The organism is Streptomyces flavofungini, from assembly GCF_041028215.1.
GTDB classification, from domain to species: Bacteria; Actinomycetota; Actinomycetes; order Streptomycetales; family Streptomycetaceae; genus Streptomyces; species Streptomyces flavofungini_B.
Window position 1 is genome coordinate 1 of sequence record NZ_JASKYR010000114.1, and the last position, 13,952, is coordinate 13,952.

Annotated in this window: 14 protein-coding genes, 2 pseudogenes and 1 riboswitch; of the genes and pseudogenes, 5 read left to right on the forward strand and 11 right to left on the reverse strand. The window is 71.8% G+C overall.

The annotated features are described in order from the left end of the window. Together AB8Z36_RS10780 and AB8Z36_RS10785 are read right to left on the reverse strand one after the other, a co-directional pair. Positions 1-502 (reverse strand): annotated as a pseudogene (locus AB8Z36_RS10780) (metallophosphoesterase); the annotation flags it as partial. 2 nt (positions 503-504) lie between these two features. After that, positions 505-747, reverse strand: coding sequence for an SCO4848 family membrane protein (locus tag AB8Z36_RS10785; protein ID WP_062778448.1), 243 nt, complete (start codon positions 745-747; stop codon positions 505-507). Between the two features lie 109 nt (positions 748-856). Between AB8Z36_RS10785 and AB8Z36_RS10790 the strand changes: the two genes are divergently transcribed. Continuing rightward, entirely contained in the window at positions 857-2,110 is a 1,254-nt protein-coding gene (locus AB8Z36_RS10790; RefSeq protein WP_369213011.1) for a D-alanyl-D-alanine carboxypeptidase family protein, read from the forward strand. On the opposite strand, the gene AB8Z36_RS10795 is transcribed toward AB8Z36_RS10790, so the two are convergent. Genes AB8Z36_RS10795 through AB8Z36_RS10810 form a run of 4 tightly spaced genes read right to left on the reverse strand, consistent with a single transcriptional unit; the run spans position 2,055 to position 4,945 of the window. Then, positions 2,055-2,978 carry a YihY/virulence factor BrkB family protein gene (locus AB8Z36_RS10795; protein ID WP_369213012.1) on the reverse strand — a complete coding sequence of 308 codons (924 nt, stop codon included), beginning with the start codon at positions 2,976-2,978 and terminating at the stop codon, positions 2,055-2,057. The genes AB8Z36_RS10790 and AB8Z36_RS10795 overlap by 56 nt on opposite strands. Continuing rightward, positions 2,966-3,424, reverse strand: coding sequence for a GtrA family protein (locus AB8Z36_RS10800; RefSeq protein WP_369213022.1), 459 nt, complete (start codon positions 3,422-3,424; stop codon positions 2,966-2,968). Before AB8Z36_RS10800 ends, AB8Z36_RS10795 begins: the two co-directional genes overlap by 13 nt. A 59-nt stretch (positions 3,425-3,483) precedes the next feature. Further along, positions 3,484-4,374: a decaprenyl-phosphate phosphoribosyltransferase gene (locus AB8Z36_RS10805; RefSeq protein ID WP_369213023.1), complete on the reverse strand. Its 891-nt coding sequence runs from the start codon at positions 4,372-4,374 to the stop codon at positions 3,484-3,486. Positions 4,375-4,429: 55 nt separating this feature from the next. Further along, positions 4,430-4,945 carry a phosphatase PAP2 family protein gene (locus AB8Z36_RS10810; RefSeq protein ID WP_369213013.1) on the reverse strand — a complete coding sequence of 172 codons (516 nt, stop codon included), beginning with the start codon at positions 4,943-4,945 and terminating at the stop codon, positions 4,430-4,432. A gap of 208 nt (positions 4,946-5,153) precedes the next feature. Here AB8Z36_RS10810 and AB8Z36_RS10815 point away from each other — a divergent pair, with 208 nt between their 5' ends. After that, the gene (locus AB8Z36_RS10815; RefSeq protein ID WP_369213014.1) at positions 5,154-6,533 is read left to right on the forward strand and encodes an FAD-binding protein; all 1,380 of its coding nucleotides are present in this window, start codon (positions 5,154-5,156) and stop codon (positions 6,531-6,533) included. Positions 6,534-6,579: 46 nt separating this feature from the next. Continuing rightward, on the forward strand, positions 6,580-7,335 hold the full coding sequence (locus AB8Z36_RS10820; protein WP_369213015.1) for a decaprenylphospho-beta-D-erythro-pentofuranosid-2-ulose 2-reductase: 756 nt from the start codon (positions 6,580-6,582) through the stop codon (positions 7,333-7,335). A 19-nt stretch (positions 7,336-7,354) separates the two neighbouring features. Here the strand turns inward: AB8Z36_RS10820 and AB8Z36_RS10825 are convergent, their stop codons facing one another. The 3 genes from AB8Z36_RS10825 to glyA all read right to left on the reverse strand — a co-directional run bounded on the left by AB8Z36_RS10825 (position 7,355) and on the right by glyA (position 10,442). Continuing rightward, on the reverse strand, positions 7,355-7,936 hold the full coding sequence (locus AB8Z36_RS10825) for a 2'-5' RNA ligase family protein (RefSeq protein WP_369213016.1): 582 nt from the start codon (positions 7,934-7,936) through the stop codon (positions 7,355-7,357). A gap of 93 nt (positions 7,937-8,029) precedes the next feature. Further along, positions 8,030-9,043 carry a tryptophan--tRNA ligase gene (trpS, locus tag AB8Z36_RS10830; protein WP_369213017.1) on the reverse strand — a complete coding sequence of 338 codons (1,014 nt, stop codon included), beginning with the start codon at positions 9,041-9,043 and terminating at the stop codon, positions 8,030-8,032. A 115-nt stretch (positions 9,044-9,158) separates the two neighbouring features. After that, the gene (glyA, locus tag AB8Z36_RS10835; RefSeq protein WP_369213018.1) at positions 9,159-10,442 is read right to left on the reverse strand and encodes a serine hydroxymethyltransferase; all 1,284 of its coding nucleotides are present in this window, start codon (positions 10,440-10,442) and stop codon (positions 9,159-9,161) included. Between the two features lie 40 nt (positions 10,443-10,482). Continuing rightward, positions 10,483-10,573: riboswitch (ZMP/ZTP riboswitch) on the reverse strand. Between the two features lie 128 nt (positions 10,574-10,701). Between glyA and rocD the strand changes: the two genes are divergently transcribed. Further along, the gene (rocD, locus tag AB8Z36_RS10840; RefSeq protein ID WP_369213019.1) at positions 10,702-11,964 is read left to right on the forward strand and encodes an ornithine--oxo-acid transaminase; all 1,263 of its coding nucleotides are present in this window, start codon (positions 10,702-10,704) and stop codon (positions 11,962-11,964) included. 45 nt (positions 11,965-12,009) lie between these two features. Here the strand turns inward: rocD and AB8Z36_RS10845 are convergent, their stop codons facing one another. Together AB8Z36_RS10845 and AB8Z36_RS10850 are read right to left on the reverse strand one after the other, a co-directional pair. Then, the gene (locus AB8Z36_RS10845; RefSeq protein WP_369213020.1) at positions 12,010-13,194 is read right to left on the reverse strand and encodes a glutathionylspermidine synthase family protein; all 1,185 of its coding nucleotides are present in this window, start codon (positions 13,192-13,194) and stop codon (positions 12,010-12,012) included. Positions 13,195-13,203: 9 nt separating this feature from the next. Then, positions 13,204-13,584 (reverse strand): hypothetical protein, encoded by a 381-nt coding sequence (locus AB8Z36_RS10850; protein ID WP_369213021.1) that lies wholly within the window; start codon positions 13,582-13,584, stop codon positions 13,204-13,206. 144 nt (positions 13,585-13,728) lie between these two features. On the opposite strand from AB8Z36_RS10850, the pseudogene AB8Z36_RS10855 reads away from it, so the two are divergent. Beyond that, positions 13,729-13,952 (forward strand): annotated as a pseudogene (locus AB8Z36_RS10855) (hypothetical protein); the annotation flags it as partial.

A 13,952-nucleotide genomic window follows, 5' to 3' on the forward strand; every position in this document is an offset into this window, starting at 1 on the left:
CCAGGGCTTCGGGGGCAGTCCTGGCGTCGGCCGTGCCGTCCCTGGGGGCAGTGGGCCCCGTCGCCGTGCCGTCCTCCGGGGCGGTGAACGCGGTGGCCGCGCTGCCCTCGGGGGCAGGGGGTGCGACCGCGGAGCTGCCCTCGGGGGCAGCGGGCTCCGCGCCGGGGCCGCCGTCGCGGTCGCCCCGCTCCAGCAGGCGCCGCAGCACAGGACGTACCAGCTCCCCCACCAGGAGGGCGAGCAGCAGGTAGAGCGAGAGGGCGAGCCACAGGAAGCCGGGCCAGGCCAGCACCTGTTGCAGCAGGAAGGGAGCGCCCGCCCGCTCGGCCACGAGGGCGGTGAACATCAGCACGGGGGCGACGGCGAAGAGCACCGTGCCGGTCCGCCGGGCGGGTCCTGGCCCGGCCGTGGTGTCCCGTACGAGGCGACGCCACGCGTACCAGTGGAAGGCCGCGAAGGCGGCGAGGACGAGTAGGCCCACGAGGACCGCGACGACGGCCATGGCTATGAGGTTCTCCGCAGAGCACGGACTCCACGGAACCCGATGACCCCTACCACCGTCCCCAAGACAAAGGAGACAACGGCAAGCGTCAGGTGCACCCAGAAGTACCCGGTCGGGTTGTCCGCGTCATCGAAGGCGAGCCCGCTGCCGTCCTTCCACAGGTTCTTGACGAAAGTGATCCAGATGAACCAGCTCCACACCCCGAAGGCGAGCAGGAACCAGGAGACAGGGCGGCTGAGCTTCATGCGTTCAGTATCGCGATCCGCCCTGCCGGGCCGCCGCCGGGGTATGGACGGCATGGCTCAGGGCACCTCGGCGGGATCTTCCGCAGCCGTGCCCTGTACGTTCGCGTCCGTGTCAGCCACCAGAAAAGCCGCCCTGCTGCTCGCTTCCGCGACCCTGCTCACCGTGTCCGCCACGGCTCCCGCCCTCGCGGACGACAAGCCCGGCGACGGACAGCCCAAGCCGCCCTCCTCCATGTCGACGGTCGGCGGCGCCAGGCTCGGCGAGCCGGGCACGCAGGTGCGGCTCAAGCCCGGCGCGCCGGTGCTGCCCAAGGAGCTGTCCGGGCGGTCCTGGATGGTGTCGGACGCGGAGACCGGCGAGGTCTACGCCGCGCACAACGCGCACTGGCGGCTGCCCCCGGCGAGCACCCTGAAGATGCTCTTCGCGGACACGGTCCTGCCGAAGTTCCCCAAGAGCCAGAAGCACAAGGTCGCGCTCTCCGACCTCGCGGGCATCGGCGCGGGCAGCAGCATGGTGGGCATCAAGGAGAACGAGACGTACACCGTCCACGACCTGTGGCTCGGTGTCTTCCTGCGCTCGGGCAACGACGCGGTGCACGTCCTGTCGGCGATGAACGACGGCGTCAAGCAGACCGTCGAGGACATGCAGAAGCATGCCGAGGACCTCCAGGCGCTGGACACGCACGTCGTCTCGCCCGACGGCTACGACGAGAAGGGGCAGGTCTCCTCCGCGTACGACCTGACGCTCTTCGCCCGGTCGGGGCTCCAGAAGAAGGACTTCCGCGAGTACTGCTCGACGGCCACCGCGGAGTTCCCCGGGGAGACCAAGAAGATCACCAAGGGCAAGGACAAGGGCAGGACCAAGCGCGAGTCGTTCGGCATCCAGAACACCAACCGGCTGCTCACCGGTCTGGACGGGGTCGAGGCCTACAAGGGCATCGCCGGGGTCAAGAACGGCTCCACCACGAACGCGGGCAACACCTTCACCGGTGTCGCCGAGCGGAACGGCAAGGTGCTGCTCGTCACCGTCATGAACCCCTCCTCCGGCGAGCCCCACGCGGTGTACAAGGAGACCGCGCGGCTCCTGGACTGGGGCTTCAAGGCGGCGGGCAAGGTCGAGCCGGTGGGTCAGCTCGTCGCGCCGAAGGGGGCGACCGGTTCGGGCAAGGGCGCTCCCGGCGGGGGCGCCAAGGGCAACGCCGCCGCGAAGATGGCGCACGCCTCCGACGGGGGTTCGAACGGTATGGGCGTCGCCCTCGCGGTGACGGGCGGCGTGGTCCTGGTGCTCGGCGCGGGCGCGTTCGTGCTCAGGCGCCGGATGCCGCTTCCGGGGCAGTCCGGCCGGGGGTCCTCCCGGGACTGACGGCGGGCACCTCGGAGCCGCGCATCTTCCGCGTCGCCGTCCAGGCGGCGCAGAAGAGCAGCAGCTTCGCCGTGAAGTTGATCCACAGGAGCAGCGCGACGGGTACGCCGAAGGCGCCGTACATGCTCTTCGCGGCGACGCCCTTCATATAGCCGCCGAGCAGCAGTTTCAGCAGTTCGAAGCCCACGGCGCCGATCAGCGCGGCGATGAAGAGGTCGTGGCGGCGCGGGTGCACCCCGGGGAGCAGCGTCAGGACGTACAGCAGCAGGAGGAAGTCCGCGAGGATCGCGATCGCGAACGCGATGACCTGGAGCAGCACGGCTCCCCAGCCGGTCTCGTCGATGCCGAAGAGCCGGGCCGCCGAGCCGACCGCGACCGAGGCGAGCCCCGACGCGGCGAACGAGGCGAGTCCCGCGCCGCCGAGCCCGACGAGCACCCCGGCGTCCTTGGCCTTGCGCAGGATCGGGTTCTCCTCGTCGTCCGGCTCCTCCCAGACGACGCGCAGGCACTCCCGCATCGAGCCGACCCACCCTATGCCGGTCAGGAGCAGCAGGGCGCCCGCGACGACTCCCACGGTGCCCGCGTTGGCGACCAGGGCGTCGAGGTCCAGCTGGTCGGAGATGCCGGGCACCTGCTCGGCGAGCTTGTCCTTGAGGGTGTCCTGCTGCTTCGCGGTAAGCGTGGCGGCGGCGATCGCCGCGGCGACGGTGAGCAGCGGGAACAGGGCCAGGAAGCTGATGAAGGTCATCGCGGCGGCGAGGCGTGTCCAGTGCACCTCGTCGAGCCGCTCGTAGGCGTGCCACGCGTGCGTGCGCATGCCCTTGACGACCAGCGGCCCGATGCCGGGCAGTCTCTTCAGCCAGTCCATGACGCCTCCCTGCCTGCTGTCGCGCCCGGAGCCGTGCCCGGTGTCTCGCGGGACTCCCGGAAGACCAGGGTCCGTGTACCCCAGAACCGCAGGACCGTAGCGAGGGCCATGCCGATTCCCGCGCCCGAGACGGTGTCCGCGCGTCCCGAGGTGAGGCCGAGGCCGTAGTGCGAGACGGCGATGCAGAGGAGCTGGACGAGGGCTCCCGCGATGTTGACGGCGAAGAAGACCGCGTACTGGCGCAGCCGGGAGACCCGCGCGGCCTTGCGGCGGTAGGTGCCGAGGGCGTTGCCCGCGTACGCGACGGAGCAGCCCGCGACGAAGGAGAGGGCCTTGGCGGTCAGCGGGTCGAGGCCCACGGGGCCGCGCAGCCAGATGAAGAGGCCGAGGTCGGCGGCGTAGGCGCAGACACCGGCCGCGGCGAAGCCGAGCAGCTCGGGTCCCATCGCGCGGAGCCGCTCGCGCGGGGAGCGCGGCCGTGCGGAGTGCGCCGGGGCGGTCGGACTCACCAGTCGGCGACCGCGAGGCCGTACATGGCGGCCCAGACGAGGCCGATCACGGCCAGCGCCCGGTCGCGCAGGACGACGTCCTCCGGTTCGCCCGCGGTGCCCCGGTCGGCGAAGACGGCGTAGCGCAGGACCGCGAGGATGAAGGCCGTCATGGAGAGCTGGCGCCAGGGGAGCGTGCTGCCGTTGGCGGTGCCGCCCTCCTCCATGGCCCACAGGCAGTAGGCGAGGACGGCGACCCCGGCGGCGAGCTGCCAGACGAAGCGCAGATAGCCGGTGGTGTACTCGGTGAGCAGCGCGCGTGTGGCGCCAAGGCGCTCCGGGCCGCGGGACATCTGCACGGCCTCGGAGTAGCGCTTGGCGGAGACCATGAAGAGCGCGCCGAAGCCCGTGGTGATGAGGAACCAGCGGGAGAGCGGGATGCCGAGGGCGAGGCCGCCGATCATGGCGCGCATCAGGAAGCCGGTCGTGACGATCGTGAGGTCGACGACGAGGACGTGCTTGAGGCTGACGCAGTAGGCGAGTTGCATGACGACGTACGCGGCGAGGAGCGCGGCCGTCAGCGGGGTGCACAGGACGGCGGCCGCGGCGGGCGCGAGGACGGCGAGGAGGCCGCCGACCGCGTAGGCGACGGGCACCGGCACCTGTCCGGCGGCGACCGGTCGGCGGCACTTGGTGGGGTGGGCGCGGTCGGCGTCCGCGTCCCGCGCGTCGTTGATCAGGTAGACGGCCGACGCGGCGGCCGTGAACAGGGCGAACACGGTGAGGAGTTGGGTGGCGGCGTGGCGCGAGAAGAGTTCGCCCGCCGCCGCGGGGGCGGCGACGACCAGGACGTTCTTCACCCACTGGCGTGGCCGCGCGGTCTTCAGGAGCCCCAGTGGCAGGCTCATGGCGCGCGGCTTCGGCTGCGGGGCGCGGGGCCGTTCGAGGACGGCGGCGGAGGGTTCAGGCACGGCTGCGGCCTCCGTTCATCCAGGTGGCGCCCAGGCGGGCGGTGAGCGCGCCGAGTGCGGCGCCCGCGGCCACGTCCGAGGGGTAGTGGACGCCGACGACCAGCCGGGAGACGCACACGGCCGCGGCGAGCGGCGGCACGAGGCGGGCGCCCGCGGGGCGCAGCGCGCCGTAGGCGACGACGGCGGCGGCCGATGAGGTGGCGTGGGAGCTGGGGAAGGAGTGCCTGCCCGCGGTGCGCACCAGCGGCGCGGCGGCGCAGTCGGGGCGCGGCCTGCGGACGATCCGCTTGAGGCCCATGCTCGTCAGGTGGGCGGCGGCGGTCAGCGCCGTGCCGCGCAGCCAGGCGCCTCGCCGCTCGCGGTCCGCGGCGGCGCCGATGAGCCCGGCGGCGATCCACAGGGCCCCGTGCTCGCCGCTGAAGGACAGGGCGCGGGCGGTGGCCGCCACGCGTGGGTCGGTGCCGCAGTCGCGCAGGGCCGCCAGCAACCGGTGGTCCATGTCGTGCATGTGGCCTCGTTTTCGCAGACGTTCGAGGACGTTCGAGAGCGACGACGTTCGAGAGCCGGGCATCTCTTCATCTGGGCAGTTCAACTCTCCACAGCGAAAGCCCGATGATGGGGTCAATGCCGGGTGACACTCCCCTAATCACCCATTTCGGTGAGAGCGCGGACGATTCTGAGCAAATCCCCTCTAGTCGGGCGCTACCGTCGTGGTCATGCCTGCCGACTCCCCCGCTCCGGCGCCCTTCGAAGCCGTCTCCGTCTCCGGCTGGGGTCGTACGGCCCCGACCACCGCGCGGCTGGTGAGACCCCGTACGCACGAGGAGACGGCCGCCGCCGTGCGCGGCTGCGGGGAGCGCGGCGGCATCGCCCGTGGACTCGGCCGCGCCTATGGGGACGCCGCGCAGAACGCGGGCGGCGACGTCTTCGACATGACGGGCCTTGACCGGGTGCGCGCCATCGACGCCGACGCGGGCACCGTCGTCTGCGACGCGGGCGTCTCGCTGCACCGCCTGATGGAAGTCCTGCTCCCCCTCGGCTGGTTCGTGCCCGTGACGCCGGGGACGCGCTATGTGACGGTCGGCGGGGCCATCGGCGCCGACATCCACGGCAAGAACCACCACGTCTCCGGCGCCTTCGCCCGCCATGTCCTCGCGATGGACCTGCTCACGGCCGACGGCACGGTCCGCACCGTCACGCCCGGGACCCCGCTCTTCGACGCCACGGCGGGCGGCATGGGCCTGACCGGCGTGATCGTCTCGGCGACGGTGCAACTCCAGCCGGTGCAGACGTCCCTGATGAGCGTCGACACCGAACGCGCGACCGACCTCGACGACCTGATGGCCCGGCTCACCGCCACCGACCACCGCTACCGCTACTCGGTGGCCTGGATCGACCTCCTCGCCCGGGGCGCCGCCATGGGCCGCTCGGTCCTCACCCGCGGCGACCACGCGCCCCTCGACGCGCTCCCGGCCCGCGCCCGCGCCCGCAGAGCGCCCCTGGCGTTCCGCCCCGGGCGCTTTCCCGCCGCCCCCTCCTTCGTCCCCGAGGGCCTGCTCGGCAGGGCCTCGGTGGGCCTCTTCAACGAGCTCTGGTACCGCAAGGCGCCCCGCTGGCGCACCGGCGAGCTGCAGCGGATCTCCGCCTTCTTCCACCCCCTGGACGGCGTCCCGCACTGGAACCGCGTCTACGGCCGCGGCGGCTTCGTGCAGTACCAGTTCGTCGTCGGGTACGGAAAGGAGGAGGCCCTGCGGCGGATCGTGCGCCGCATCTCCGAGCGCGGCTGCCCGTCCTTCCTCGCCGTCCTGAAGCGCTTCGGCGCGAGCGACCCGGGGTGGCTGTCCTTTCCGATGCCCGGCTGGACGCTCGCGCTCGACATCCCGGCGAACCTGCCGGGGCTCGGCGCCTTCCTCGACGAGCTCGACGAGGAGGTGGCCGCCGCCGACGGCCGCGTCTACCTCGCCAAGGACGCGCGGCTGCGGCCCGACATGCTCGCCGGGATGTACCCGAGGCTCGACGACTTCCGCGCCCTGCGGGCCGAGCTGGACCCGCGCGGCGTGTTCCGCTCGGACCTCTCGCGCCGCCTCTCCCTCTGAGGGAACCCGCACTCCAGGAGATCCGCCCGCAAGGAGATCGGTACGTATGAAAGACGCCTTCGGCACCCCCCAGTCCCTGCTCGTCCTCGGCGGCACCTCCGAGATCGGGCTCGCCACCGCCCGGCGGCTCGTGGTGCGCCGCACCCGCACCGTCTGGCTCGCGGGGCGCCCCTCACCGGCCCTGGAGGAGGCGGCGGCCGGGCTGCGCGACATGGGCGCCGACGTGCGCACCGTCGCCTTCGACGCGCTGGCCCCCGAGTCCCACGAGGAGAGCCTCGGCAAGATCTTCGCCGAGGGCGACATCGACATGGTGCTGCTCGCCTTCGGTGTCCTCGGCGACCAGGCGCGCGACGAGGACGAGCCGCTCGCGGCGGTCCGCGTCGCCCAGACCAACTACACCGGGGCCATCTCCTCGGGCCTGGTCTGCGCGCGGGCGCTCCAGTCCCAGGGCCACGGCTCCCTGGTGGTGCTCTCCTCGGTGGCGGGCGAGCGGGCACGCCGCTCGAACTTCATCTACGGCTCCAGCAAGGCCGGTCTCGACGCCTTCACCCAGGGTCTCGGCGACGCGCTGCACGGCACCGGGGTGCATGTGATGGTCGTCCGCCCCGGCTTCGTGCGCTCGAAGATGACGGCGGGCCTGGAGGAGGCCCCCCTGTCGACCACGCCGGACGCGGTGGCCGCCGCCATCGAGACGGGCCTGCGGCGGCGCTCGGAGACGGTGTGGGTGCCCGGGATGCTGCGGGTGGTCATGTCGGCGCTGCGGCATGTGCCGAGGCCGCTGTTCCGGCGGCTGCCGGTCTGACGGCCGCCCGGCGGCGGGGTCAGCGGGTGGGCAGCTTGCCCCGGGCCGCCGGGGACGAGGCCTGGTGCGGCACCACGGGGCCGCCGAAGTCGAACTCGCGCAGCTTGCGCCAGACGCCGTCGGAGCCCTGTTCGTAGAGCGCGAAACCGGTGCAGGCCCAGGCCGCCTCGTACTCCGAGAGCTCCTCGTACGCCCGGTCCATGGCCTCCTCGGAGATGCCGTGCGCCACCGTGACGTGCGGGTGGTACGGGAACTGAAGTTCGCGCGCCATCGGGCCCGAGGCGTCCCGCACCCGCTTCTGGAGCCACGAGCAGGCCGAGCCGCCCTCCACCACCTGCACGAAGACGACGGGCGACAGCGGCCGGAACGTGCCCGTGCCCGACAGACGCATCGGGAAGGGCCGTCCGGCCGCCGCGACCGACATCAGATGCGACTCAACCGCGGGCAGCGCGGACGCGTCCACTTCGGTGGGAGGCAACAGGGTCACGTGCGTGGGGATGCCGTGCGCCGCGGGGTCCCCGAAGCCCGCGCGCCGCTCCTGGAGCAGGCTGCCGTGAGGCTCCGGGACCGCGATCGAGACGCCGATCGTTACGGTCCCCACGTCGTACTCCTAATCGTCGTGTCGATGGGCAGGGGGTGCTGCTCGCCGTGCAGCGCGGGTGCGGTTGTCGTGTCGTGCTCGGTGCGGTCGGACTCAGTGCTTGGCGGGCAGGAAGCCCACCCTGTCGTACGCCTGCGCGAGGGTCTCGGCGGCGACGGCACGGGCCTTCTCCGCGCCCTTGGCCAGGATCGAGTCGAGCGTCTCCGGGTCGCCAAGGTACTCCTGGGTGCGGTCCCGGAACGGAGTCGCGAACTCGACCATGACCTCGGCGAGGTCGGTCTTGAGCGCACCGTAGCCCTTGCCGGCGTACTTCTGCTCCAGTTCCGCGATACCGGCGCCCGTGAGCGTGGAGTAGATGCTGAGGAGATTGCTGACGCCGGGCTTCTCGGCCACGTCGTAGCGGATCACGGAGTCCGTGTCGGTGACGGCGCTCTTGACCTTCTTGGCCGTCGCCTTGGGCTCGTCCAGGAGGTTGATCAGGCCCTTCGGCGTGGACGCCGACTTGCTCATCTTGATCGACGGGTCCTGGAGGTCGTAGATCTTCGCCGTCTCCTTGAGGATGTAGGCCGCGGGCACGGTGAACGTCTCCCCGAAGCGGCCGTTGAAACGCTCGGCGAGGTCGCGGGTCAGCTCGATGTGCTGGCGCTGGTCCTCGCCGACCGGGACCTCGTTGGCCTGGTAGAGCAGGATGTCCGCGACCTGGAGGACCGGGTACGTGAAGAGGCCCACCGAGGCGCGGTCCGCGCCCTGCTTGGCCGACTTGTCCTTGAACTGGGTCATCCGGGAGGCCTCGCCGAAGCCGGTGAGGCAGTTCATCACCCAGGCGAGCTGGGCGTGCTCGGGCACATGGCTCTGGACGAAGAGCGTGCAGCGGTCCGGGTCGAGCCCCGCGGCGAGCAGCTGGGCGGCGGCGAGCCGGGTGTTGGCGCGCAGCTCCGCGGGGTCCTGCGGGACCGTGATCGCGTGCAGGTCGACCACCATGTAGAAGGCGTCGTGGGACTCCTGGAGGGCGACCCACTGGCGCACGGCGCCGAGGTAGTTGCCGAGGTGGAACGAGCCGGCGGTGGGCTGGATACCGGAGAGCACACGAGGACGTTCAGAGGCCATGACGCCCATTCTCTCAGGTGTCTCTCATAACTCGGAAACAGGTGTGTGCCGGGTGGGAACGGATTCGACCCGACCGGTGCAACAACGATGTGACGGGGGTCACCCGCAGCCGCCGTCAGATCGTCGGCAGGCCCGGGGCCGGGTGGGCCGCCATCAGGTCGGCGACCTCGGCCCGGATCTTCGCCAGCGCCTCCTCGTCGCCGCCGCGGCCCGCGGCGACACCGCGGTCGATCCAGTCGGCGACGGCCTCCATGTGCTCCGTGCCGAGCCCTCGTGAGGTGAGCGAGGGGGTGCCGATGCGGATGCCCGAGGGGTCGAAGGGCTTGCGCGGGTCGAAGGGGACGGTGTTGTGGTTCACGACGATGCCCGCCCGGTCCAGGGCCTTCGCGGCGATCTTGCCGGGGACGTCCTTCGAGGTGAGGTCCATCAGGATCAGGTGGTTGTCGGTACCACCGGAGACCAGGTCGAAGCCGCGGGCGAGCAGGGCGTCGGCGAGGGCCCTGGCGTTGGCGACGATCGCGTGGGCGTAGTCGCGGAAGGAGTCCCTGGACGCCTCGTGGAGGGCCACAGCGATGGCCGCCGTGGTCTGGTTGTGCGGGCCGCCCTGGAGGCCGGGGAAGACCGCCTTGTCGATGGCCTTGGCGTGCTCCTCGCGGGACAGCAGCATCGCCCCGCGCGGGCCGCGCAGGGTCTTGTGGGTGGTCGTGGAGATCACGTCGGCGTGCGGCACCGGGGAGGGGTGCGCGCCGCCCGCGACGAGACCGGCGATGTGCGCGATGTCGGCGACCAGGACGGCACCCGCCTCGCGGGCGATTCCGGCGAAGGCCTCGAAGTCGATGGTGCGGGGCAGCGCGGTGCCGCCGCAGAAGATCAGCTTCGGGCGCTCCCTGAGGGCGAGGTCGCGGACCTCGTCGAGATCGACCAGGCCGGTGTCCCTGCGCACGCCGTACTGCACGCCGCGGAACCACTTGCCGGTGGCCGAGACGCCCCAGCCGTGGGTGAGGTGGCCGCCCATCGGCAGGGCCATGCCCATCACGGTGTCGCCGGGCTCGGCGAAGGCGAGGTAGACGGCGAGGTTGGCGGGCGATCCCGAGTAGGGCTGTACGTTGGCGTGCTCGGCGCCGAAGACGGCCTTGGCGCGGGCGACGGCCAGCCGCTCGACGGGGTCGATGTGCTGCTGGCCCTCGTAGTAGCGGCGGCCCGGGTAGCCCTCGCTGTACTTGTTCTGCAGGACGGTGCCCGAGGCTTCGAGCACGGCGGAGGAGACGTAGTTCTCGCTGGGGATCAGGCGCAGCGTGTCGGCCTGGAGCCGTTCCTCGGCGTCGATGAGCGCGGCGAGTTCCGGGTCCTCGGCGGCGAGGGCCGGGTGGTGAGCGGCGTGGGAAGCAGGGGGCGTCATGGCGTCCTCCGGGGCGAGCGGTCGGTGTCCGGTCGTGGTCCCGGGGTGCCCAGGCATACGGCACCTCGAAGGTCTTGCCTCGCACGGTTTCCTCGGGGTCGCTTCCCCGTACGCCAGTCGCCGTGCTGTCGAGCACACCATAGCGGGCACGCCGATCCGGCATGTTTCCTCGTCCGCGATGCGAGCGACGATAGAACGACAGAGCGCGGCCGCCACCACCACGCCACACCGCAGGACGATCGGAGAACCCGTGTCGACCATGTCATCACCGTTCGCGTCATCCTCGTCATCACAGCCGGCGTCGTCGCCGCCGCCCGCGGGCCGGGACACCGCGGCGTTCATCGCCTCGGCCGAGGCGCACAGCGCGCACAACTACCATCCGCTGCCGATCGTGGTCGCCTCCGCCGACGGCGCGTGGATGACCGACGTCGAGGGGCGCCGCTACCTCGACATGCTCGCGGGGTACTCCGCGCTCAACTTCGGGCACGGCAACCGCCGGCTGATCGAGGCGGCCAAGGCGCAGCTCGAACGGGTGACGCTGACGTCGCGCGCCTTCCACCACGACCGCTTCGCCGAGTTCTGTACGCGTCTCGCGGAGCTGTGCGGCAAGGACATGGTCCTGCCGATGAACACGGGCGCCGAGGCCGTCGAGACGGCCGTGAAGACCGCGCGGAAGTGGGGCTACGAGGTCAAGGGCGTGCCGGACGGCCGGGCGAGGATCATCGTGGCGTCCGACAACTTCCACGGCCGCACCACGACCATCGTCAGCTTCTCCACGGACGAGGAGGCCCGCGCCGGTTTCGGCCCGTACACGCCGGGCTTCGACATCGTGCCGTACGGCGATCTCGCCGCGCTGCGGGACGCGGTCACCGACGACACCGTGGCCGTGCTGCTCGAACCGGTCCAGGGCGAGGCCGGGGTGCTCGTGCCGCCCGCCGGATATCTGGCGGGGGTCAGGGAGCTGACCCGGGAGCGGAACGTCCTGTTCATGGCGGACGAGATCCAGTCGGGGCTCGGCCGCACCGGCCGTACGTTCGCGTGTGAGCACGAGGGCGTGGTGCCGGACGTGTACGTGCTCGGCAAGGCGCTGGGCGGCGGGGTCGTGCCCGTGTCGGCGGTGGTCGCCGACGCCGATGTGCTCGGGGTGTTCAAGCCGGGCGAGCACGGGTCGACGTTCGGCGGCAATCCGCTGGCGTGCGCCGTGGGCCTCGAAGTGATCGCCATGCTGGCCACGGGTGAGTTCCAGGCCCGCGCCACGGAGCTGGGCGAGCACCTCCACGCGGAGCTGGGGCTGCTCGCCGGTTCCGGGGCGGTGACCGAGGTGCGCGGGCGCGGCCTGTGGGCGGGCGTCGACATCGCCCCCGCGTACGGCACGGGCCGCGAGGTCTCCGAGAAGCTGATGGACCGCGGGGTGCTGGTCAAGGACACGCACGGCGCGACGATCCGGATCGCTCCTCCGCTGGTGATCGGCAAGGACGACCTGGACTGGGCGCTCGACCAGCTCCGGGCCGTGCTGAGCTAGGACCCCCCGTCCGGATCAGGACCGGAACGCGGCGGCGAGCGGGCGTCAGAGGATCACGTGCGGCAGGAAGCGTGCGTACTCGTCCGTGATCAGGCCCGACGACTCCCGGATGCCGAGCCCCGCCGCCTCGTTCTCCACGACCCAGGCGCCGAGCACGACGCGGTTGCCGTCGAAGTCGGGCAGCGGCGCCAGCTCCTGGTAGCAGCAGGGTTCGTCGCGGATGACCGGTGGGGAGCCCGGTGGGTGGACGGTGACTCCGGCGCCCTCGCGGCCGAGCAGGGGCTTGGCCACGTACCCGCGGCCACCGGCGAGTTCGCGCGGTCCGTCGAGATAGGCGGGGAGCAGGTTCGGGTGGCCGGGGTACAGCTCCCAGAGGACGGCGAGCAGTGCCTTGTTGGAGAGGAGCATCTTCCAGGCGGGCTCGATCCACAGCGTCGATCCGGTGCCGCCGCCGTTGTCGAGGGTCTCCAGGACATGCGGGGCGAAGCGGTCCGTGGTCAGCCACTCCCACGGGTACAGCTTGAAGCAGCCGCGCATGAAGCGGAGCCGCTTGTCGACGAAGCGGCGCGAGAGGCGGTCCCAGCCGATGTCCTCCATGGAGATGGACTCGGTGGCGAGTCCCGCCTGTTCGGCCGTCTCGCGCAGGTACGCCACCGTCATCAGGTCCTCGCCCAGCTCGTCGGCGACGGAGTGGGCGAAGTACAGCGGGGCGCCGGGCGGCAGCAGCGCGGCCTGCTTCCTCCAGGCGTCGACGAGGCGTTCGTGCAGGGAGTTCCACTGGTCGGCGCCCGGGAAGCGCTCCTCCATCCAGAACCACTGCGGGCTCGCGGCCTCCACGAGCGAGGTGGGTGTGTCGGCGTTGTACTCCAGCATCTTGGCCGGTCCCGTGCCGTCGTGGCGCAGGTCGAAGCGGCCGTACAGGGACGGCAGTTCGGCGCGGCGGTGCCAGGCCTCGGTGACCGCGTCGGCGACCCCCGGTTCTGTGATGCCGAGGTCGGCGAGGCGGTCGTGGTCGACGATGTGCGCGGCGGCGGCCAGGCACATCGCGTGCAGCTCCTCGACGACCTCCTCCAGCGCCTCCACCTCGGGGAGGGAGAACACGTAGTACGCGCTCTCGTCCCAGTAGGGACGCAGGGTGTCGTCGGGGTAGCGGGTCAGCGGATAGATGAGCCCCTGGTCCTCGACGGTCTGCTGCCAGCCGGGGCGGGGTTCGATCGTGCGGCGTTCCATGGCGGGCCGTCAGCCGCCGCCGCTGCCGCTGCCCGAGCAGCCGAAGCCGTCGCGGTCCACGGCCTCGCTGCGGCTGAAGGTGCCGTTGTCGGCGTAGCGTCCGTCGACGTCCGCGTCGTAGTACCAGGCGGGGTCGGTGCGGCCCGAGCTCTTGCCCGTGCCGTACGAGCCGGAGCCGGACGTGCGGCCCTTGCCCGTGGAACTCCCCGAGCCCGACTTGCAGTTCTTGTCGCTCATGACCTTGTAGCCGAGGAAGCCGTCGTAGCTGTCCCGGTCCACGCACCGCCGGTCGGGGTCCGAGCCGCAGGAGGTCAGGGCCGCCGCGAGGACGCCCATGCCGCCGAGTACGACCGTGCTGGACCGCAGCCGCCGTGGTTGCTTCTCCGCCATTTTTCTCTGCTCCCCCGTTGTCCTGCCGATCAGCGTAGGGAAGGCGCCGTGCGCGGTGCCGACCGCCCACCCCCGGTGTCCACCGTGTGCCCCTTGGGCCGCCTTTGACGCACGCTCCTCTACAGTCACTTTGTGTCTCTTGGAATGATTTGCGCGCTTGGTTCGGCGCTCTGCTTCGGTACGGCCTCGGTTCTCCAGGCGGTCGCCGCACGCGCCACGGCGCCCGGTACGGGCTCCGGTGTGGACCCCGCGCTGCTGCTGCGCGCCCTGCGCCAGTGGCGCTATCTCGCGGGGCTCGCGCTCGACGGGCTCGGCTTCGTCCTCCAGATCGTGGCGCTGCGCTCGCTGCCGATCTACGCGGTCGGGGC

Excerpts from the sequence above, each read along its gene's own strand:
- AB8Z36_RS10850 (WP_369213021.1), bottom strand. The coding sequence starts at position 13,584 with ATGGCGGAGAAGCAACCACGGCGGCTGCGGTCCAGCACGGTCGTACTC.
- AB8Z36_RS10805 (WP_369213023.1), bottom strand. The coding sequence starts at position 4,374 with ATGAGCCTGCCACTGGGGCTCCTGAAGACCGCGCGGCCACGCCAGTGG.
- AB8Z36_RS10810 (WP_369213013.1), bottom strand. The coding sequence starts at position 4,945 with ATGCACGACATGGACCACCGGTTGCTGGCGGCCCTGCGCGACTGCGGC.
- AB8Z36_RS10785 (WP_062778448.1), bottom strand. The coding sequence starts at position 747 with ATGAAGCTCAGCCGCCCTGTCTCCTGGTTCCTGCTCGCCTTCGGGGTG.
- AB8Z36_RS10845 (WP_369213020.1), bottom strand. The coding sequence starts at position 13,194 with ATGGAACGCCGCACGATCGAACCCCGCCCCGGCTGGCAGCAGACCGTC.
- AB8Z36_RS10820 (WP_369213015.1), top strand. The coding sequence starts at position 6,580 with ATGAAAGACGCCTTCGGCACCCCCCAGTCCCTGCTCGTCCTCGGCGGC.
- trpS (WP_369213017.1), bottom strand. The coding sequence starts at position 9,043 with ATGGCCTCTGAACGTCCTCGTGTGCTCTCCGGTATCCAGCCCACCGCC.
- AB8Z36_RS10815 (WP_369213014.1), top strand. The coding sequence starts at position 5,154 with ATGCCTGCCGACTCCCCCGCTCCGGCGCCCTTCGAAGCCGTCTCCGTC.
- glyA (WP_369213018.1), bottom strand. The coding sequence starts at position 10,442 with ATGACGCCCCCTGCTTCCCACGCCGCTCACCACCCGGCCCTCGCCGCC.
- AB8Z36_RS10800 (WP_369213022.1), bottom strand. The coding sequence starts at position 3,424 with ATGGGACCCGAGCTGCTCGGCTTCGCCGCGGCCGGTGTCTGCGCCTAC.
- AB8Z36_RS10795 (WP_369213012.1), bottom strand. The coding sequence starts at position 2,978 with ATGGACTGGCTGAAGAGACTGCCCGGCATCGGGCCGCTGGTCGTCAAG.
- rocD (WP_369213019.1), top strand. The coding sequence starts at position 10,702 with ATGTCATCACCGTTCGCGTCATCCTCGTCATCACAGCCGGCGTCGTCG.